This window comes from Citrobacter sp. KTE151, from assembly GCF_000398845.1.
Taxonomy (GTDB): domain Bacteria; phylum Pseudomonadota; class Gammaproteobacteria; order Enterobacterales; family Enterobacteriaceae; genus Citrobacter; species Citrobacter braakii.
The window spans coordinates 127,400-145,823 of the sequence record NZ_KB976059.1 but is presented as its reverse complement, the minus strand read 5'-3'; the positions used below and the strand labels follow the sequence as shown (position 1 = coordinate 145,823).

The window sequence follows — 18,424 nt, the reverse complement described above, 5'->3', positions numbered from 1 at the left end:
ACTCGAAGTTACTTAAAAACAACAATTTAATATCAACTTGTTAAACAACAAGGAAGGCTAATATGATAGTTTTAGAACTTATCATCGTTTTGCTGGCAATCTTTTTAGGTGCCAGACTTGGGGGTATCGGTATTGGATTTGCAGGTGGGCTGGGTGTTCTGGTTCTTGCCGCTATTGGCGTAAAACCAGGTAATATTCCGTTCGATGTTATTTCCATTATCATGGCGGTTATCGCTGCCATCTCTGCCATGCAGATTGCCGGTGGTCTGGACTATCTGGTTCATCAAACTGAAAAACTGCTGCGTAAAAACCCGAAATACATCACGATCCTTGCACCAATCGTGACCTATTTCCTGACTATCTTTGCCGGTACCGGCAACATCTCTCTGGCAACTCTGCCGGTTATCGCTGAAGTCGCGAAGGAACAAGGTATCAAACCTTGCCGTCCGCTCTCTACCGCAGTGGTTTCTGCACAGATTGCGATTACGGCGTCGCCAATCTCCGCAGCCGTGGTTTACATGTCTTCCGTAATGGAAGGTCATGGCATCAGCTACATTCACCTGCTGTCCGTGGTCATTCCGTCCACTCTGCTGGCCGTTCTGGTGATGTCCTTCCTGGTAACGATGCTGTTCAACTCCAAACTGTCTGACGACCCGATTTATCGTAAGCGTCTGGAAGAAGGTTTGGTTGAACTGCGTGGTGAAAGACAAGTTGAAATCAAAGCTGGCGCGAAAACCTCCGTTTGGTTGTTCCTGCTGGGCGTGATTTGCGTAGTTGTATACGCCATCATCAACAGCCCAAGCCTCGGCCTGGTCGCTAAACCGCTGATGAACACCACCAACGCAATCCTGATCATCATGCTGAGCGTCGCGACGCTGACTACGATCGTCTGCCGCGTTGAAACAGACTCCATCCTGAACTCCAGCACCTTTAAAGCGGGTATGAGCGCCTGTATTTGTATCCTGGGTGTTGCATGGCTGGGTGATACCTTCGTATCTCACAACATTGACTGGATCAAAGATACTGCAGGTAGCGTAATTCAGGGTCATCCGTGGTTGCTGGCTGTCATCTTCTTCTTTGCTTCTGCGCTGCTGTACTCTCAGGCTGCAACCGCTAAAGCACTGATGCCGATGGCTCTGGCTCTGAACGTTTCCCCACTGACTGCTGTTGCGTCTTTCGCCGCTGTTTCTGGCCTGTTCATTCTGCCAACCTACCCAACTCTGGTTGCGGCGGTGCAGATGGATGACACCGGTACAACCCGCATCGGTAAATTCGTCTTTAACCATCCGTTCTTCATCCCGGGTACTCTGGGCGTGCTTTTGGCTGTCTGCTTCGGCTTCTTGCTGGGCAGCTTCATGCTGTAAGACTTTACTGCAGGGTGCCTTCGCGCCCTGCAGTTCCTCCTCCTCCTCATCCCGCTTTAACTAACATCCTTCCCTCGTCCGTTGTATAGTGACCACTCTTTAGCTGGTTACTCTGTTCTTTCGAGGTGTTTATGCTTGATGTAAAGAGTCAGGATATTTCCATCCCCGATACCGTTGTGGTGCTCTGTACCGCCCCGGATGAAGCAACCGCCCAGGATCTGGCCGCCAAAGTGCTGGCGGAAAAGCTGGCTGCCTGCGTGACGCTGCTGCCTGGCGCGACTTCCCTCTATTATTGGGAAGGTAAACTGGAGCAGGAATATGAAGTCCAGATGATTTTAAAAACCACCGTCACACACCAGCAAGCCCTTCTCGATTGCCTGAAGTCACATCATCCATACCAAACGCCTGAACTTCTGGTTTTACCCGTCACTCACGGAGACTTTGATTACCGCTCATGGCTCAACGCATCCTTACGCTGATCCTGCTGCTGTGCAGCACATCTACCTTTGCCGGATTATTTGACGCGCCTGGCCGCTCGCAGTTTGTTCCTGCCGATCGGGCGTTTGTTTTTGATTTTCAGCAAAACCAACACGCTCTGAACCTCTCATGGCAGGTTAAAGATGGCTACTATCTGTATCGCAAACAGATAAGCATTACGCCATCTCAGGCCGATATCGCCGAGGTAAAACTACCGCCAGGCGTCTGGCATGAAGATGAGTTTTATGGCAAAAGTGAGATTTACCGTAAACAATTGACTATCCCGGTCACGGTTAATCAGGCTAAATCTGGCGCAACATTAACGGTCACATACCAGGGCTGTGCCGACGCCGGTTTTTGCTATCCGCCTGAAACTAAAACGGTGCCATTAAGTGAAGTGTCTGCCGATACCAGGGCGACACCTGCGCCAGTGCCTGCCACCGATGCTTTGCAAGAGAGACCACAACCCGCAACCCAACTTCCCTTTTCCGCGCTGTGGGCATTGCTAATCGGAATTGGCATCGCGTTTACACCTTGCGTATTGCCGATGTATCCGCTGATTTCCGGTATCGTGCTGGGCGGCAAACAACGCTTATCAACCGGACGCGCGCTGCTGCTGACGTTTATCTACGTCCAGGGAATGGCGCTCACTTATACCGCGCTGGGTCTGGTTGTTGCGGCCGCTGGATTGCAGTTCCAGGCTGCGCTACAGCATCCTTACGTCCTGATTGGCCTTGCCGTGGTCTTTACGCTGCTGGCCCTTTCGATGTTTGGCTTGTTCACGCTGCAACTCCCTTCATCGCTGCAAACACGCCTTACATTGATGAGTAACCGTCAGCAAGGCGGTTCCCCCGGTAGCGTCTTTGCGATGGGGGCGATTGCCGGCCTCATCTGTTCTCCTTGTACAACGGCCCCGCTAAGCGCGATTTTGCTGTATATCGCTCAGAGCGGGAACATGTGGCTGGGAGGCGGCACGCTGTATCTGTACGCGCTGGGGATGGGATTACCTCTGATGCTAATTACCGTATTCGGTAATCGTCTGTTGCCTAAAAGCGGCCCATGGATGGAACATGTCAAAACCGCTTTTGGCTTTGTCATTCTGGCGCTCCCCGTCTTCTTACTCGAACGCATCATTGGCGACGACTGGGGCGTTCGCCTGTGGTCGCTGTTGGGCGTCGCATTCTTTAGCTGGGCATTTATCACCAGCCTGCAGGCAAAGCACGCCTGGATGCGCATCGTGCAAATTATCCTGTTAGCTGCAGCGCTGGTAAGCGTACGGCCATTGCAGGACTGGGCGTTCGGCGTGCCGCATGCTCAAACCCAGACACACCTTAACTTCACGCCTGTGGCTTCGGTGGATGCGCTAAATCAGGCGCTGGCACAAGCTAAAGGCAAGCCCGTGATGTTGGATCTGTATGCTGACTGGTGCGTGGCCTGTAAGGAGTTTGAGAAGTATACGTTTAGCAATCAGCAGGTTCAGCAAGCGCTAGGCGACACGGTGCTTTTGCAGGCGGATGTGACTGCAAATAATGCCCAGGATGTCGCTCTGCTGAAACATCTACAGGTTTTAGGTTTGCCGACTATTTTGTTCTTTGACGCCGAGGGGAAAGAGCATCCGGAGGCTCGGGTAACCGGCTTTATGGATGCCGCGACCTTCAGCGCACATTTGCGCGATCGCCAACCGTGAGCGACACTTGCAACAGGAAATACGGAGGAGAATACCGTGCAACGTGAAGATGTCCTGGGAGAAGCCCTGAAATTACTTGAGGTTCAAGGGATAGCCAATACCACACTGGAAATGGTGGCCGATCGTATCGATTATCCTCTTGATGAACTACAACGCTTTTGGCCCGACAAAGAGGCCATTCTGTACGATGCGTTACGTTACCTCAGCCAGCGGGTGGATATCTGGCGGCGTCAACTTTTGCTGGATGACACCCTGAGCGCTGAACAGAAATTACTGGCACGCTACACCGCGCTGTCCGAATGCGTGAGCAATAATCGCTATCCAGGCTGCCTGTTTATCGCCGCCTGTACGTTTTACCCCGATCCCGGGCATCCGATCCATCAGTTAGCCGATCAGCAAAAAAAGGCGGCACATGACTTCACCCATGAGCTGCTGACGACGCTGGAAGTTGACGACCCTGCAATGGTTGCCAAACAGATGGAACTGGTGCTGGAGGGCTGTCTGAGCCGCATGCTGGTGAATCGTAGCCATGCTGATGTCGAAACGGCACACCGCCTGGCTGAAGATATCCTGCGCTTTGCTCAGTGCCGTATGGGCGGTGCGCTGACCTAAGCAAGCATGCCCGCCAAGCCGAAATGAGTAAACACAGCGCCATCAGTCTCTAAAACGCACCATCGCCACGGTGGTGCGAAATACTCTGTTAAACGCCCGCCCAACTCATCGCCCGACACACCAGCGGGTCCTGCCGCAGCAATTGCACTGTTAGTTACTGGAAACGTCGGAAAGGTTTGTGCACAACTTGCGGTAGTGTGCGGGAGTAATACAGGCCGCGTAACGTTTTCGTCAGCCTTTGCTCATATAGAAGGTCTGATAGGTAAATTGCCTGGAAGTTTTGTGCAAACTTCAGGCACAATCGCACAGATTGCCGCAATATTAAGCGGTTGAACATCTTTTCCCGAAATTTGATTGACTGGCAGACGTGAATACGGTTTAATGCGCCCCGTTGCCCGGATAGCTCAGTCGGTAGAGCAGGGGATTGAAAATCCCCGTGTCGGTGGTTCGATTCCGCCTCCGGGCACCACTATTCGAAGCACGCTGGTCAGAGGTGAGAAAACTGACGGGCGTTTAACGGGAGTGGTACTTGTTGATGTTGATCCTCACATCAGCATACATCAAGAAGTTACCCTCTCGATTAGGGAGCCTGTTCTCAGCAGGCTCCCTTTTCTCGATCACTGTGAATAATTACAATGACGTGACTGAATGTCAACCATTGTAAAACATCTCTTCAGCCTTATCAGTGTAAAGTGCCATTTCCTTTTCCAGCGCCTGGCTCACAATATCCATACTAATATCAACATATTCCATTGTTGTACTCACGTTGCGGTGCCCTAGCAACCCCTTAACCAGCTGCAGGTTTCGTTCAGGCGAGCTCATCAGTGTCGTGGCAAGGGTGTGCCTGAACCGGTGGGGAGAAACATCAAACCCGCACTCTTTTGACAACCTGCGAAAAAAAGAGCGTAACGGTTGCAGCGATGGTTTTTCCGAAAGAGACGTCCTTTCTGTAGGGGAAGAGATAAACCGTTCATAGTGAAAAAGCGCATCATTATTGCCAGCACCGCAGTCCCTTGCACGCTGAAGCAATGCTTCCAGTCTCGGTCGTAAATGACTGACAACGGGAACCCGCCATTCCCGGTACGTTTTACTGCCTTCCGCTCTTAATTCAATCCACCCATCGTCAAGAGACACATCTTTTAGACGTATATGGAGCAGTTGATTTTGCCGCATACCAGTGTAACGCAACGTGTCCAGGACAGTCAGCCAGTACCATACTGGCCTCAGAGCGCATTTAGACTCGGTTCTGGGCTCAGAAGCAAATTGCTGCATAGTTAGCCAGATTTTTGTCATCTGGTTTTTTGTTAGCGTTTTTTTACGCTTCTTGTCCTGTTTGACCGATACGCCATTGAAGGGATTATTACTTAAGTTCGTCAGTTGAGAAGTGATGGCAAAATTATACAGGGCACGCATATGGCTGACCTTATTGTTCCAGGTATGTGCAGAAAGGCCCTGCTTCTTGAGCACATGCCTTCGCCACTCAAGCACATCGCGACTGGTTATGCCGTAAGGCGGACAGGCTTCCCCGATATGCTTCCTGAAACCACGAACAACCTTCTTATAACTCCACTCGGTATCTTCGCGCAGCGATTTACAGAAAAAGTACTCATCCATAAGTTCCTGCCAGAGCCAGTCAGCACTATTTTCGTTCATTTTTTCCATTCCTCTCTTAGTAACAGTAACGCACCAGATGTCAGATCGACGTTGTGGTCAGGGGAACAAAATGAACTGACTGTCCTGAGGGATGGTCTTTCTGTATACCCGCCTGCTTTTCACCAGGTAGCCTTTTACCCGTTTGAACCTCCCGGACTTGTCGGGTGTATCGTAAAGCTGAGCAAAATAAAATCTCCTGTTATCACGACGCTTATGCAGGTTAAGTCGCTCAAAAGAAGCCTGAATGCTTTCCCGTTGAATAGTCGAACCAGTGGCCTTAAGGTAGTCGAAAAAGATACCGGGGACGGGTAAAAAGACATAACCAGCAATAACATGGATTTTGTCTGCTTTACCATTAAAACTAATATCTCCCCGATTGAGTCCCTCCCGGAGCCAGTCAAAAAACTGTTCTCCTTCCGCTACGTCAGTACCGGAGACTGCTACGGGTACGGAATCTGATCTTTCATCACATTTGTTAACAATTGCAACCTGAGAATAGTCCGAGTTTCCTTTTGCAGACGGTTCCTTTTCATTTGCGGGGTCTTCTTTCTTTTCAAGGGGTTCTGACGATTGCTGTTCATCTGCAATCACAACGGACACGTCTGCCTGTACCTCACCTTCATTTTCTGAATCTTTAGCATCTCCTGACATGTCGAAAAGAGACAGGAGAGCATCAGCATCATCTTCAGGGGGAAGAGAGTCAGAGCCAGTACTTTTTACGATTTCGCTTAAAGCATTTTCTTCTTCGTTTTCTTCACGGCTTTTAACTGGTGAATCACTAAGCTGAGTGGGGTTATCAATACCTGTGGCAAGGGTAAAGATCTCAGGGGAAGATGGATCAGTTGCCCCGAACAGAGCTGTTTGTTCAGATAACATATCTGTAGGTAAAACCGTAGCGCCCCCCTCATTTGAAAGGGCTGTATTTTCTGGAATTTCACCTGCATAAGTACTTAAAATTTCCGCAGGTTTCCTCTCTATCAGAGGAGACTCTGTTTTCTCAGCTGCTTGTTTCAACAGGCTTCGGATCAACGGCATTGCCGGATGCTGGTTCCAGAGCGCGCCGGCAAGGTTGCCCAGTGCCTCGGGATTCTCTGCCAGCCAGCCCGTCGCCTCTGCCGGCATAAGTTGTCCGGCGGCAAGGGCCGAAAATGCTGATGCGTTCTCTGCCTCCCGAAACCGAAAACGATAAGGCGAGTCCGGAACGGTCATTCCCGGAAGCCAGCTTTTACCGTCAAGCAACTCCCCCTCCAGAGTTGCAAGAAGAGGCAGGTGCCAGAACAGCGCCGACCAGAAAATCACCGCATTCCACATCACGTTTTGCTCTGCCTGCTCTTCCGGTGCCGCGCCGGGGGGGAACATGTACCCTTTTGCCAGCCTGACCGCACAGGTCGTGAACTGCAGCGTAAGGTCGCCGAAGCCGTCTGACTGCGACCACCTTCCCTGCTGCGCGGCCGGCACATTCTGTACCCTGGCTAATAAACCATTAAGGGGCGCTAAATAGAGTCGCTGATACAGGTCTGCGGGCAGAGAGCAGTTCTCCCATATTTGCTGAAGGCAGGTTTTTCGTAGCGGGGTGGCGCACAGCATACCGGCCCCACGCGGGGCGTGGTAGCCGACGGGCGTGACTGTGGATATAGGATGTACTGCTTCTGGTTCACCTTTTGAAAACAGAGACCTCAGGGTCCGGATTCTGCTGAGCATGATGTTCTCCTGGTACAGGGCTGCTCAGTGTTATGACCCTCCCTGCTCCGCACCATAAAAAACCAGTTATTCAGTCCCGTAAGTTTCTCCCGTGTCGCCGGGCATAACGGCATCGTTTTCATCATCGCCCTCACCGGCTTCGCTCAGCCAGCGCATCAGTTCGTTAAGCACAAGCGTTCTTCTGGCCCGGGTGACAGCCACGTACAGCAGGTTAGTCTCATCCTGCCGCTCATCCTGCGAAAGAAGCGGGTCGGTAATGTCAGTAAAATCCTCACTCAGCATTACCACCGGCCATTCCAGCCCTTTGCTGCGGTGTGCGGTTGAAACCGTGACCTGAGCGTCTTTCTCATGGGTTACCACCTGACGGCGCATGATGGCCAGCTTTTGCGGTAGTGGGAAAAAGTCATCGAGCAGACGAATGGCCTGGTTCATCTCCACGTCCTGGGTGGCCTTTGCTATCGAGCAGTATTCATCGAAATCCCGGTAGTCCCGGCTCAGGCGCGGGGACTGCATCTTTTCAGGCATATCGGCGGAGAACCAGTACAGGTCTTCCAGTTCCTCCGTTTTGTAGCCTTCAATCCCGCCGACCCAGAAAACTCTTTTCTCCATCAGGCTTGCCGTCAGGGCGCTGCCAATCACGCCGGACACCGTCCGGCTCAGTACAGCTACGTGCTCAGCCTCATCCGGGATGCTGCTGACGACGGCGTCCTGCCCCCCGTTACCTGTCACGCGCTTTTCCTCTCCGGCACGTTCAAGCAGGATGTTGGCCATCCGCGCGACCTCAGGGCCAAACCGAAAACTCGCTGTCAGCCATAACCGGTCTGCCTGCGCCAGCTGCGGGGCGCTGAGTGCATTATCTGCCCCGCGAAACCGGTATATCTGCTGGTAACGGTCGCCGACCAGAATGACCCGGCAGGGCTGATTCAGTACAAACGCACTGGTCACCGGATTGGCGTCCTGGGCCTCATCGAAGAGTATGGTGTCCCAGCGTTTTGACAGGTCAGGATGAGAGAGCTGGAACAGTTTAAGGTAGGTGTCGTGCGTGACGGGAAAGACTGAATCAGTACGGCTCATTTCATACCAGAGGATCTGGATTGCCCCCAGAATTTTACCTGCATCGAGACCGTGTCGATCATCCTCAGCAGGCAGATGTATCAGCCCTGGCTCGGGGTCTGCGCTACAGAGGAACATATTCAGCCCGCTGAGCGCCAGTCTGGCCAGCGGCCAGTGGCGGGTGTTGAGCTTTCTGGCCACATCCGTAATGCGCAGACTGGCTGTCAGCCGGTCACGGAAATGCTTGCCGAACCGTGCCCATGCCAACTGATGTGACGTTTTACACTCTACGTTATATGGGAATTTGCGTTCAGCCTCATCCCGCACAGCGCGATTATAGGCGAGGTAAAGCATCTTACTTTCCGGGTTGGCTTCAGCGTAGTTCACTAACGTGGAGGTTTTTCCTGTGCCTGCAAACGCATTTACCACAAGATGATTACCCTTCCATTCGATGATGGCGTTTTGTTCGGCTGTTGTTTTCCAGGTCACTGTGTTCTCCCGCAGCAGCAGATGTGAAAAAAACAGCCTGACAGCGGGAAGCGTTTACTACGATAAAAAATCAGATACCCTGCTTCAGAAATAAAAAACGCTCCCGACCGGGAGCGTGTGGATGTGATTATGCCGCCTGAAAGTGCCGTGAACTCAGACGAACAGGCCAGCCGCCGAGATAATGCCCGGGTGTGTAAAGTATCCGGCGTCGTTCATTCGCCAGGGTATTGCCTACCACCACTTCGCCGGCAATCCCGCACAGGGACAGCTGTATGTATGCCATTCCGGCCGCAAGCGGATCGATATCTGTCGCGGAGACCCACAGATACCGGTGCGGTGGCCACCCCGCTTTTCGCAGAGCATCGGCAAATGCCAGTACCATGCAGCCGGCACCGCACGCAGGTTCACTCAGGGTGATGAAGGGTTTGTCACGGAACAGCGCTTCAGTGTCGCCCAGCTGCATGGCAGCCATCATTCTGGCCACGTCCCAGGGCGTGAAAAACTGCCCCCTGTATTTATCACCCAGCTCCAGCTGCATGAAGACGCGGCCCAGGAAGTCCCCGGACGCGTCACCCAGCCCGTTAACAACGTGGGCCAGCAGCTGCGCCATGCGCGTGACGTCCTCCTTTTCGTATCCACCGACGATACGCAAATACTTTTGCTCCCGGGCTTCACTGAAGCAAAGCCGGTTTTCCAGCGCGATGACGCTGCAGCTGATGAAGTCTTCGAACACTTTAAACCGGTGATGATACCGGGCCGTCTGACTGAACAACTTAACAAAGGCTTTTTCGTGGTTAATCATGCCAGGCATGCGTCTTCTCCATAAAAAAAGGGAACACGCACCCTGACCAGGGGACGTGTCCCCTGAGGGTAGAAAGCCACGGCATTGCCGTGGCCGGGTTAACGGAGGAACAGGCTTTTACCCCCGGACCTCACGATAAGATGCTGCTTCCTGAGCAGGTAACGCTGGCTCATCGCTGACGAGATAAAGCACCTGACCGGGCTGAGACGCGCCGGCCGCACCTTTATGTCCGTCGACATGTTCGCCGCCGTCATAGCAGTCGTAACCGCTGAGCCCGCTCACGGGCTCGCTGTAGCTGTGACGCACCTCGCAGTCAAACACCGCAGAAATTTCCCCGACAACCTCACCTGACGGCGGGAACCAGGGCGTATCCATCTGCAGCGTAAGACTGTTTGGCGTATGGCGCTGCCAGGTGACATTGTGCCCGGCCGGCCACTCCATGCCGTACTGCCGGCAGTAGAGGCTGGTTGTGGTCGACACACCGGACATCAGCCCCCCGGAGCCGTTCAGCTCTGCTGCCAGCCGCGTGGGTATGACGGCCAGCATATCGCAGGGCTGGGAGCGTTCAGGATACTGGCTGAGCCGCTCCCAGGCAGTTGCGGCATCAGACTCATCGCCGGTACTGACCAGACCAAACCAGTCGGTATACTGTCTGGCAATCAGCTCCGCCATAACCTCACGTGCCGGGCCGGGAATGTTCTCCCATTTCAGCGCGCCCAGACCTGACTGGTGATACAGCCGGTCAATGGCCCGGATGGTTTCCGCATCGAGAACGGCATCCTTCAGCAGGAGCGCCAGCCAGCTTTCAAACGCCTGGTTGGCCGCAGTGGAAAGCCCTGTGCCTGCACGGACCAGCCCCTGACAGGGCGGATACGACGTGGTCCGCACCGGCTTGAGTATCCCCGCCGCGCCGGCCAGAAACAGCTGTATGTTCTGCTGCACGGCGTGGCGGTGACGCGGTACGTCAGTGCCGTTTATCCACTGCAGCATGACATCGATGCAGACGGATTTACCGGTGATTTCCAGGCGGTTATGACACCATTCGGACATAGTGAATACTCCTCTTTCATAAAAAAAAGAGGACACAGCCCCGTGAGGAGCGGTGTCCTCACGGGACGGCGACAGTTACGGAATAACCGTCACCGGATAAGTTAATTACGCCGCCACAGCCTGACTGTCAGGCTGTGCCAGCAGATATTCCGACGCTTCCCGGGCATGCCGGCAGGCGCGGAACAGGGCCTTTTTGTCAGATTTCAGCACCTTCAGCCAGTGGTCCACATAGCTGTCGTGCTGAACCTCACCGAACACGCCGAGCTGAGCACACAAAAACGCGCTGCCCATTTCGGCGATGAGCTCCTCCAGGGCATACACCGGGTCCCCGAACTGCCGGGATGAGGAGGTTATCCCCTCCCGGTTAAGTCGCTTCGCATGACCGGTACTGTGTACCAGCTCATGCAACAGCGTGGACCAGCAGTCCGCCTCCGTAAAAAACTGCTCAGCCACCGGCATCACAATTTCATCCGTCAGCGGGCGGTAATAAGCCCGGTTCTGAGGCAGCATCCGGTGTTTAACCCCTGTGGTGTTAAACATCCGGATCACCCTGTTCATCACGTCCGGACAGAGTATGCCGTCCTCATCCACCGTCGGGGGCTGTTCAGGAGAAGCCGCAACCTCTGCCGGCAACCCCTCACACTGCTCAGCGTTGAACAGTTGCAGGGGTTTGAGCATCGGCACGGTTTCCATCAGCGGTTTTCCGTCACTGTCATAAAGGCGGTTGCCTTCGCGATCCTCCGCCTGCTTCGTCCAGTCCTTATAAACCACCGCCAGGGTGGCTTTCTCCCCCTTACGCACCTGTCCGCCAGCCTGCTGCGCCTGCCGGTAAGTCATCCAGCAGTTATTGCGAAAACCCTGCTCTTCCGCTGACATCCAGAGAAGCAGGACATTCACGCCGCTGTAGTGACGTCCGGTTGTGGCATTCAGGGGCAGACCGGCCAGACCGCTGCCGGCAGCCGCGCGCCACGGCTTACGCCAGGGCGCGACGCCGTTTTCCAGCGCGACAACAATGCGGTCGGTGATCTGGCGATAAAGGTCAGTCTGTTTTGCCGGACGGCGGGCCGCCTTGTGTGAAGTCGTTTTTTTCATGAGATATACCTTTAATCAGAGGCATACCCCTGCGCCGGCGGGCGCAGAGTTACGCCCGTCGACGGGAAATTCAGAAGTCAGTTACCATGCGGCATAAAACCACAGGTATTCATGTTCAAAGTCAAAATCACTGAGCAGGCTTTCCAGCCTGTCACGCAGGGTGAAAACGTACTGCAGCCGGCGCTGAAGAAGCTGATTATCCTCATTACCCTCTGTAAATGTCGCAATCGCACAGTCCAGCCTCTCTTTCAGTTGCTGAATATGCTCGCGTGAAAGTTCCAGACAGGTCGCATTTTCCACCTCACCGACATGCTTATCCACCCAGGTAATCAGTGAAAAATCGCGGCTCAGTTCACACACAGGATGATACGGTGCCGGTACTGCGACGATCTGCCGGTGCTGGCTGTAGAGAAAAATATCCAGTCCCATACGGGCCTCCTTCGGTTCAGAAAGAGGCAGGAACCTTTCCGGCAGGAAAAGTCCCTGCCGGGGTGAGTTAACGTCCGGTTATTCGCAGCGCCCCCTGCGGGGTCACCTGCGATAACCTGGCCTGCAGCCTGCCACAGGCGTTCAGAAAGGTTTGATGATCTTCAGGCTTCGCCCGCTTACAGCTGATGAAGGCCGCCTGCGTCAGCAGACGCACGGCGTTTTCACGCCAGCGGCAGAGTTCATCAGGCCCGACACAGGCACTGAAGTGACAGACTGCACTCGCCAGAAGCTGATCGGCCTTGTGGCGATACTGCGCCACTTTCACCCGGTCAGTCGCTGCGGTGAGCACCTGTATCTGTGTGTCGGTAATCAGGATCCTCAGGTCCGTCCTGCCGGACAGTACAGAGGTGGCGATCGCGTCGCTTATCGTCAGTGATTCAATGAAATCATCGCCGCCGGCAAGCAGGCGCGCCGTGTCGTACCAGTCCTCATTTTTCTGAGGGTGACACCCTGCGGCATACGCAATACGCGGCACCGGATCGTTGCCCTGCCAGGCACCGGTGGCCGGCATCAGATAAACACCCTCATCCTTTGCCAGATGAAGCTGGCCTCCCTGCATGCGGGCGGTCAGCAGGACGTTCGTCAGGTCTTTATTGTCGAAAAAAAGCATGGGGCTCTCCTGTAAAAACGGGAGAGCCGCTCCGTCCGGAGTCATCTCTCCCGACGGGGTTAAAGTCATTACTGTTTAAAACGAGTCAGATGTTTCCGCGACCCGCTTCAGTTCGTACAGATGGAATTCCGCCAGCACGAATGCATTCCAGTCCTCATTGCTCAGCACCCGCTCACCACCGGAGAGCAGCTGCAGCAGCAGGGAATCAAACGCGCCCTCGCCTACCGGTGTTTTCAGTACCGGCTGCGGCGCGGTCAGCGTCGGTTGCTCAGGCAGGCCGAGATGTTGTTCAATCCAGCGTAACGGTAACGCCCAGCTGCGACCCTCGTCTGAAGAATGTATCCGGAAGCTGTCCGGACACAGGTTATGCAGCAGGACCATCACAACACGCGCAAAGAAATCGCAGGGCTGATGCTGAAAATCCAGCTCCTGGATACTCAGCGTATTGTTGCTGCGCTCCCGCTCAATGGTCATGTTGACCGGCCAGAAACAGCCGCCTGAATCGCCACAGAACGCCATGACATCAGCAACCGGAAACAGGTCAGCCGCGCGGTTAAGCGACGGCAGATACATATTTCCCGGACGCAGACGCACCGGCAGTTGCCAGAAGGTTTCTGTTACGGCCAGAACGAAAGCATGCCAGTGACGCAACGGAACCGTGCTGACATGCTCGATGGTGTAGACAACCGACATGGAAGCCGGGGAAGAAGACAGGTCTTTCATTGATAAATCCTCCGCGAAGAAAAAAAAGGGGGATTTATCCCCCGGACGGGAGTAAATCCCCGTCAGGGTGTGTTCTGTCTGCTGGTTACATCCGTTCGAGAGCCGCTATAGCCCGATCACACCGGGCATCCTGGATACCTTCATCCACGGCCTTCTCCCAGAAGGGCCGGTTAATTTCTTTTCCCAGCTCGTCCAGCGTGAAGAGCAGATTTTTAGACGTATCAGGCAAAGGCGGAATATCGCCTTCCCCGAGTAAAAAGACAAACCAGCCATAAGCTGTGCCGGTCCCAATGATGGAATCTTCCAGAAACGTCAGTTCATTCGGTTCATCCCGGTCCGTATGTAGATCGAGACGCTGAAATGCCCTGATGCTCAGGAGTTCACTCTCAAGCAGGCAAAGCCAGCTGAGCGTGTCCAGTGGAGTTTTAAGCGTATAAACGTCTGTGTGCATGGGTATATCCTCAGGTAAATAACGGGATATTCCCTCCGACGGAGAGATATCCCCGTCAGGGTCCACAACATTTTACGGTCACGGCCTTCATCAGCCGATCAGTTCAGTTCGTCTGCTCCTGATACACATATTCAGGATTAAAGCGGAGGCGTTGCAACACAGCTAACGACAGTGGATCAGCGAAATTTATGCCTGAATCTGCCACACCATCCAGTATGTCGCCGGCCTTAACCCGGGAAGAACATCCGTAATACTGACACCAGACGCAAAGTTCGGGGTCAGCCGGATCACAATCACCGAGCGGTGCGACAAAAACCTGTTCGCCACAGGAGACATTATCCCGCAGGATTTCGCCCCGGATGAAAACGCCACTTACGGGGCCATACTGAGCGGGACATACATCCCGTCGCGCCTCAGACATCGACAGAATACGGAAAGTGACATCGTGCAGTGCTTCAGTCATGAGAATGCCCTCCGGAAAGAAAACGGTAGCGCAGGTGTGCCAGATGCTGTGCCTGACGGCAGGCATGGCGGTATGCGTTTCGACGACCTGTTATTCCCGCAGGAAAGGAAACCGGCAGGCGGTGAAAAACATACTCGGCGCGGTGGCAACCTGTACGAACGGTAAGAAAGACGTAAACGCCCTGGTCTTTAACAGAAGAGATATGCGCACGGACGGCATAATTGCCCGAGCCATTGACATACCAGCTGCTGTTGCGATGCAGATAAATGAAAGATTTCAATTTCCGGACAGCTGCGTCAGCAGACTGCTGAAGCTGAGTAAGGATATGTTCAGGGAAAATCGCAGAAGAGATGACAGACATTGTGTTTCTCCATAAAAAAAGGAAACACCTGCCCGAGCGGGAAGTGTTTCCCGTCGGGGAGTCAGAAAAAACAACTTTCTGACTGTCTGATAAGTTGAAATGACCCCAATCACTATTCAGTGATATCCGTTTCCAGAGGTTAAACGGATTTACCACCCGAAGGTATCCTCTCTCAGGCTGCGAGGATTTTCCGGTCACCCGAAGGTGTTTCTCTCAGACCGGTGAAACGTTAGCTGGCAGTCACCCGAAGGCGCTCCTCTCAGACTGCCGGAGCATTAGCTGGTTGCAAGTAGCAACAAGTAAGCCTGTCTATTTTCAGAGCAAATAGTGATTATGTCAACCTGGGTATCAAATGGGTATACTTCATTGTCATACGAAGATCGTGATTTGATTTTGAATTTTAGTTGACCTATTATTGGTGTGTTAATTATTCACACATGTAGGTGGAAATATGTCACGCACAACTAGTGTTACGATTGGGTCTCAGCTAGATGAGTTTGTCGGCCAACTCATAGCGACTGGTCGCTATGGCTCAACAAGCGAAGTAGTTCGTTCTGCATTGCGGCTACTCGAAAGGCAAGAGAAACAAACCACGGCTCTAAAAATGGCGATTGAAGCCGGAGAGCAGAGTGGTCAATGCTCATTATCACTTCATGACATTGCGACTAAAGTAAAGCAGAGACACAATGTATAAACTTTCCAACCTCGCCGCAGAAGACTTTGAGCATATCTTTGAATACACCCTATTGAACTTTGGCATAGAGCAAGCGGATGCTTATACAGACAGTATGCATGACGTTTTGCTAACGCTTGCAGAACAACCTTTGATGGGTTACGAGTGCCCCGAAATTGCCGAAGGGCTTCGCCGCCACGATCACCATAAACATGCTATTTTTTATCGCCCACAACCTCATAGTATTTACATAATCCGTATTCTTCATCAGCAAATGGAACCATTGCGGCATTTCCATCCAGATATTTATTAAAATTCCTCATGGCTTACATGCCGGAAATGGGAAAACAATACGTCACTGATTTGAGTTTGTGTAACCAATAAGAGGTTTTGGCTATGCCCGTAGATTTTTTAACCACTGAACAAAAAAATAGTTACGGGCAACTTAATGGGGATGACCTGCCCCCAGAGTTAGATACAACCTTCAGTTAGTAATGTCGGTTGGTTTTTCTTCATATTTCCCGTTTCGCCAGCCCGCTGCAAATTCAGCCGGCGTCAGGTAATTCAGTGATGAATGTGGTCGACACTCGTTATAATCCAGTCGCCAGTCATTAATGATCTTCCTGGCGTGAACAATATCGCTGAACCAGTGCTCATTCAGGCATTCATCACGAAAGCGTCCGTTAAAACTCTCAATAAATCCGTTCTGCGTTGGCTTGCCGGGCTGGATAAGTCGCAGCTCCACTCCATGCTCAAAAGCCCACTGTTCGAGTGCGCGGCAGGTAAACTCCGGGCCCTGATCGGTTCTTATCGTAGCCGGATAGCCGCGAAACAGCGCAATGCTGTCCAGAATACGCGTGACCTGCACGCCTGAAATCCCGAAGGCAACAGTGACCGTCAGGCATTCCTTTGTGAAATCATCCACGCAGGTCAGGCACTTGATCCTGCGACCTGTGGCCAGTGCGTCCATGACGAAATCCATTGACCAGGTCAGATTGGGCGCCATCGGGCGGAGCAGCGGCAGACGTTCTGTTGCCAGCCCTTTACGACGTCGTCTGCGTTTTACACTCAGGCCATTAAGTTGATAGATGCGGTAAACCCGCTTGTGGTTAACGCAAAGACCTTCACGTCGCAGAAGCTGCCAGATACGCCGGTAACCAAAACGGCGGCGTTCAAGTGCCAGCTCTGTGATGCGTAGAGACAGCTGCGCGTCAGCAGCCGGACGCTGAGCCGAATATCGGCAGGTTGACAGAGACAGACCTGCCAGCCTGCAGGCACGACGTTGCGACAGACCCTTAGCCTCGCACATGACTTCCACGGCTTCCCGCTTCTGGTCTGTCGTCAGTACTTTCGCCCAAGAGCCACCTGAAGCGCCTCCTTATCCAGCATGGCTTCAGCAAGCAGCTTCTTGAGTCTGGCGTTCTCTTCCTCAAGCGACTTCAGGCGCTTAACCTCAGGCACCTCCATACCGCCATACTTCTTACGCCATGTGTTGTGGTCAACTAAAACTGGCCACCGCGTTAGAGTTTTTCCAGTATCGGTTTTCTGATTCGTTTGGTGGTAACCCACCATTATATTCGTGCGGTCTTAGTGCGCTGTAATATCCAACGATATAGTCCGTTATTGCGTGAGCTGCATCGCTGAAGCTTACATAGCCCGTCGCTGGCACCCATTCGTTCTTCAGACTCCTGAAGAAGCGCTCCATTGGGCTGTTATCCCAGCAGTTTCCACGCCGACTCATACTCTGCCTGATCCGGTATCGCCACAGTAACTGCCGGAACTGCCTGCTCGTATAATGACTGCCTTGATCGCTGTGGAACATCACCCCGACGGGCTTACCACGGGTTTCCCATGCCATTTCCAGTGCTTTCATGGTAAGCCTGCTGTCCGGCGAGAACGACATGGCCCAGCCCACTGGTTTTCTTGCGAACAGGTCGAGAACAACGGCGAGGTACGCCCAGCGCTTACCCGTCCAGATATAGGTCACATCACCGCACCACACCTGATTTGGTTCCGTTACGGCGAACTGTCGCTCAAGATGATTCGGGATAGCAACGTGCTCATGACCGCCACGCTTATACCGGTGAGTCGGCTGCTGGCAACTGACCAGCCCCAGCTCTTTCATGAGTCTGCCAGCAAGCCAGCGCCCCATCTGGTAGCCTCTCTGGGTTGCCATTGTGGCGATGCTTCTTGCTCCGGCAGAGCCGTGGCTGATGCCATGCAGTTCAAGTACCTGGCTGCGTAATACAGCCCGTCTGCCGTCTGGCTTTTCAGGACGGTTTTTCCAGTATTTGTAGCTGCTGCGATGGACCCCGAACACATGGCAGAGAGTGGCCACAGGATAACGCGCCCTGAGTTTCCCGATTATCGAGAACTGTTCAGGGAGTCTGACATCAAGAGCGCGGTAGCCTTTTTTAATATTTCATTTTCCATTTCAATACGTTGTAGCTTTTTCCTGAGCTCACGGATTTCAATTTGTTCCGGGGTAATGGGGGAGGCTTTTGGTGTTTTTCCCTGCCGCTCATCACGTAATTGTTTCACCCATCGCGTCATTGTGGAAAGGCCGACATCCATAGCGCTGGCTGCATCTGCCACGGTGTAATTCTGGTCAACGACCAGTTGAGCGGATTCGCGTTTAAACTCTGCGCTGAAATTTCTTTTTTTCATTATGGCA

Annotated in this window: 20 protein-coding genes and 1 tRNA gene; 7 read left to right on the top strand and 14 right to left on the bottom strand. The window is 53.2% G+C overall.

From position 1 onward, the window contains the following. Window positions 1–62 precede the first annotated feature (62 nt). The 5 genes from dcuA to WC7_RS23530 all read left to right on the top strand — a co-directional run bounded on the left by dcuA (window position 63) and on the right by WC7_RS23530 (window position 4,609). Window positions 63–1,364 (top strand): anaerobic C4-dicarboxylate transporter DcuA, encoded by a 1,302-nt coding sequence (dcuA, locus tag WC7_RS23510; protein ID WP_016151387.1) that lies wholly within the window; start codon window positions 63–65, stop codon window positions 1,362–1,364. A gap of 131 nt (window positions 1,365–1,495) precedes the next feature. Further along, window positions 1,496–1,843: a divalent cation tolerance protein CutA gene (gene cutA / locus WC7_RS23515; RefSeq protein WP_003025447.1), complete on the top strand. Its 348-nt coding sequence runs from the start codon at window positions 1,496–1,498 to the stop codon at window positions 1,841–1,843. Continuing rightward, window positions 1,819–3,528 carry a protein-disulfide reductase DsbD gene (locus WC7_RS23520; RefSeq protein WP_016151386.1) on the top strand — a complete coding sequence of 570 codons (1,710 nt, stop codon included), beginning with the start codon at window positions 1,819–1,821 and terminating at the stop codon, window positions 3,526–3,528. Before cutA ends, WC7_RS23520 begins: the two co-directional genes overlap by 25 nt. A 36-nt stretch (window positions 3,529–3,564) precedes the next feature. Further along, complete coding sequence (locus tag WC7_RS23525; RefSeq protein WP_016151385.1) at window positions 3,565–4,140, top strand: transcriptional regulator; 576 nt, start codon at window positions 3,565–3,567, stop codon at window positions 4,138–4,140. A 393-nt stretch (window positions 4,141–4,533) separates the two neighbouring features. Beyond that, window positions 4,534–4,609 (top strand) — tRNA-Phe (locus tag WC7_RS23530). 182 nt (window positions 4,610–4,791) lie between these two features. On the opposite strand, the gene WC7_RS23535 is transcribed toward WC7_RS23530, so the two are convergent. The 12 genes from WC7_RS23535 to WC7_RS26535 form a co-directional block, all read right to left on the bottom strand. Further along, on the bottom strand, window positions 4,792–5,793 hold the full coding sequence (locus WC7_RS23535) for a tyrosine-type recombinase/integrase (protein ID WP_016151384.1): 1,002 nt from the start codon (window positions 5,791–5,793) through the stop codon (window positions 4,792–4,794). 57 nt (window positions 5,794–5,850) lie between these two features. Further along, window positions 5,851–7,494, bottom strand: coding sequence for a TraI domain-containing protein (locus WC7_RS23540; protein WP_016151383.1), 1,644 nt, complete (start codon window positions 7,492–7,494; stop codon window positions 5,851–5,853). Window positions 7,495–7,560: 66 nt separating this feature from the next. Then, complete coding sequence (locus WC7_RS23545) at window positions 7,561–9,036, bottom strand: UvrD-helicase domain-containing protein (RefSeq protein WP_016151382.1); 1,476 nt, start codon at window positions 9,034–9,036, stop codon at window positions 7,561–7,563. A 127-nt stretch (window positions 9,037–9,163) separates the two neighbouring features. Next, window positions 9,164–9,847, bottom strand: a complete 684-nt coding sequence (locus WC7_RS23550) for an N-6 DNA methylase (RefSeq protein WP_016151381.1) — start codon at window positions 9,845–9,847, stop codon at window positions 9,164–9,166. A gap of 108 nt (window positions 9,848–9,955) precedes the next feature. After that, window positions 9,956–10,888: a DUF1281 domain-containing protein gene (locus tag WC7_RS23555; protein WP_016151380.1), complete on the bottom strand. Its 933-nt coding sequence runs from the start codon at window positions 10,886–10,888 to the stop codon at window positions 9,956–9,958. A 105-nt stretch (window positions 10,889–10,993) separates the two neighbouring features. Beyond that, window positions 10,994–11,980 (bottom strand): ArdC family protein, encoded by a 987-nt coding sequence (locus WC7_RS23560; protein WP_016151379.1) that lies wholly within the window; start codon window positions 11,978–11,980, stop codon window positions 10,994–10,996. Between the two features lie 81 nt (window positions 11,981–12,061). Beyond that, a complete protein-coding gene (locus WC7_RS23565; protein WP_016151378.1) occupies window positions 12,062–12,409 on the bottom strand; it encodes a hypothetical protein in 348 nt (115 codons plus the stop codon). A gap of 67 nt (window positions 12,410–12,476) precedes the next feature. Continuing rightward, on the bottom strand, window positions 12,477–13,079 hold the full coding sequence (locus WC7_RS23570; protein WP_016151377.1) for a DUF3085 domain-containing protein: 603 nt from the start codon (window positions 13,077–13,079) through the stop codon (window positions 12,477–12,479). A gap of 75 nt (window positions 13,080–13,154) precedes the next feature. Continuing rightward, window positions 13,155–13,802 carry a hypothetical protein gene (locus tag WC7_RS23575; protein ID WP_016151376.1) on the bottom strand — a complete coding sequence of 216 codons (648 nt, stop codon included), beginning with the start codon at window positions 13,800–13,802 and terminating at the stop codon, window positions 13,155–13,157. Between the two features lie 85 nt (window positions 13,803–13,887). Then, the gene (locus WC7_RS23580) at window positions 13,888–14,253 is read right to left on the bottom strand and encodes a hypothetical protein (RefSeq protein WP_006781400.1); all 366 of its coding nucleotides are present in this window, start codon (window positions 14,251–14,253) and stop codon (window positions 13,888–13,890) included. A 103-nt stretch (window positions 14,254–14,356) separates the two neighbouring features. Beyond that, complete coding sequence (locus tag WC7_RS23585) at window positions 14,357–14,716, bottom strand: hypothetical protein (RefSeq protein ID WP_016151375.1); 360 nt, start codon at window positions 14,714–14,716, stop codon at window positions 14,357–14,359. Beyond that, entirely contained in the window at window positions 14,709–15,077 is a 369-nt protein-coding gene (locus WC7_RS26535; protein ID WP_016151374.1) for a hypothetical protein, read from the bottom strand. Before WC7_RS26535 ends, WC7_RS23585 begins: the two co-directional genes overlap by 8 nt. Window positions 15,078–15,528: 451 nt before the next feature. On the opposite strand from WC7_RS26535, the gene WC7_RS24970 reads away from it, so the two are divergent. Further along, on the top strand, window positions 15,529–15,771 hold the full coding sequence (locus WC7_RS24970) for a type II toxin-antitoxin system ParD family antitoxin (RefSeq protein ID WP_016151373.1): 243 nt from the start codon (window positions 15,529–15,531) through the stop codon (window positions 15,769–15,771). After that, window positions 15,764–16,063, top strand: a complete 300-nt coding sequence (locus WC7_RS23595) for a type II toxin-antitoxin system RelE/ParE family toxin (protein WP_016151372.1) — start codon at window positions 15,764–15,766, stop codon at window positions 16,061–16,063. The genes WC7_RS24970 and WC7_RS23595 overlap by 8 nt, the downstream gene beginning before the upstream one ends. 171 nt (window positions 16,064–16,234) lie before the next feature. Here WC7_RS23595 and WC7_RS23600 read toward each other — a convergent pair. Then, window positions 16,235–17,322, bottom strand: a protein-coding gene (locus WC7_RS23600) for an IS3 family transposase (RefSeq protein WP_369707864.1) whose coding sequence is annotated in 2 segments (ribosomal slippage) — window positions 16,235–17,097 and window positions 17,097–17,322 — 1,089 coding nt in all. Because the reading frame shifts where the segments join, the coding sequence is not laid out codon by codon here. Then, a protein-coding gene (locus WC7_RS0124260; protein WP_103255452.1) for an IS3-like element ISEc52 family transposase occupies window positions 17,249–18,417 on the bottom strand; the annotation gives its coding sequence in 2 pieces (ribosomal slippage) (window positions 17,249–18,168 and window positions 18,168–18,417; 1,170 coding nt in all). Before WC7_RS0124260 ends, WC7_RS23600 begins: the two co-directional genes overlap by 74 nt. Window positions 18,418–18,424: the final 7 nt, after the last annotated feature.

Coding starts and splice junctions, on each gene's coding strand:
- dcuA (WP_016151387.1), top strand. CDS start 63: ATGATAGTTTTAGAACTTATCATCGTTTTGCTGGCAATCTTTTTAGGT.
- cutA (WP_003025447.1), top strand. CDS start 1,496: ATGCTTGATGTAAAGAGTCAGGATATTTCCATCCCCGATACCGTTGTG.
- WC7_RS23520 (WP_016151386.1), top strand. CDS start 1,819: ATGGCTCAACGCATCCTTACGCTGATCCTGCTGCTGTGCAGCACATCT.
- WC7_RS23535 (WP_016151384.1), bottom strand. CDS start 5,793: ATGAACGAAAATAGTGCTGACTGGCTCTGGCAGGAACTTATGGATGAG.
- WC7_RS23540 (WP_016151383.1), bottom strand. CDS start 7,494: ATGCTCAGCAGAATCCGGACCCTGAGGTCTCTGTTTTCAAAAGGTGAA.
- WC7_RS23550 (WP_016151381.1), bottom strand. CDS start 9,847: ATGCCTGGCATGATTAACCACGAAAAAGCCTTTGTTAAGTTGTTCAGT.
- WC7_RS23555 (WP_016151380.1), bottom strand. CDS start 10,888: ATGTCCGAATGGTGTCATAACCGCCTGGAAATCACCGGTAAATCCGTC.
- WC7_RS23560 (WP_016151379.1), bottom strand. CDS start 11,980: ATGAAAAAAACGACTTCACACAAGGCGGCCCGCCGTCCGGCAAAACAG.
- WC7_RS23565 (WP_016151378.1), bottom strand. CDS start 12,409: ATGGGACTGGATATTTTTCTCTACAGCCAGCACCGGCAGATCGTCGCA.
- WC7_RS23570 (WP_016151377.1), bottom strand. CDS start 13,079: ATGCTTTTTTTCGACAATAAAGACCTGACGAACGTCCTGCTGACCGCC.
- WC7_RS23575 (WP_016151376.1), bottom strand. CDS start 13,802: ATGAAAGACCTGTCTTCTTCCCCGGCTTCCATGTCGGTTGTCTACACC.
- WC7_RS23580 (WP_006781400.1), bottom strand. CDS start 14,253: ATGCACACAGACGTTTATACGCTTAAAACTCCACTGGACACGCTCAGC.
- WC7_RS23585 (WP_016151375.1), bottom strand. CDS start 14,716: ATGACTGAAGCACTGCACGATGTCACTTTCCGTATTCTGTCGATGTCT.
- WC7_RS26535 (WP_016151374.1), bottom strand. CDS start 15,077: ATGTCTGTCATCTCTTCTGCGATTTTCCCTGAACATATCCTTACTCAG.
- WC7_RS24970 (WP_016151373.1), top strand. CDS start 15,529: ATGTCACGCACAACTAGTGTTACGATTGGGTCTCAGCTAGATGAGTTT.
- WC7_RS23595 (WP_016151372.1), top strand. CDS start 15,764: ATGTATAAACTTTCCAACCTCGCCGCAGAAGACTTTGAGCATATCTTT.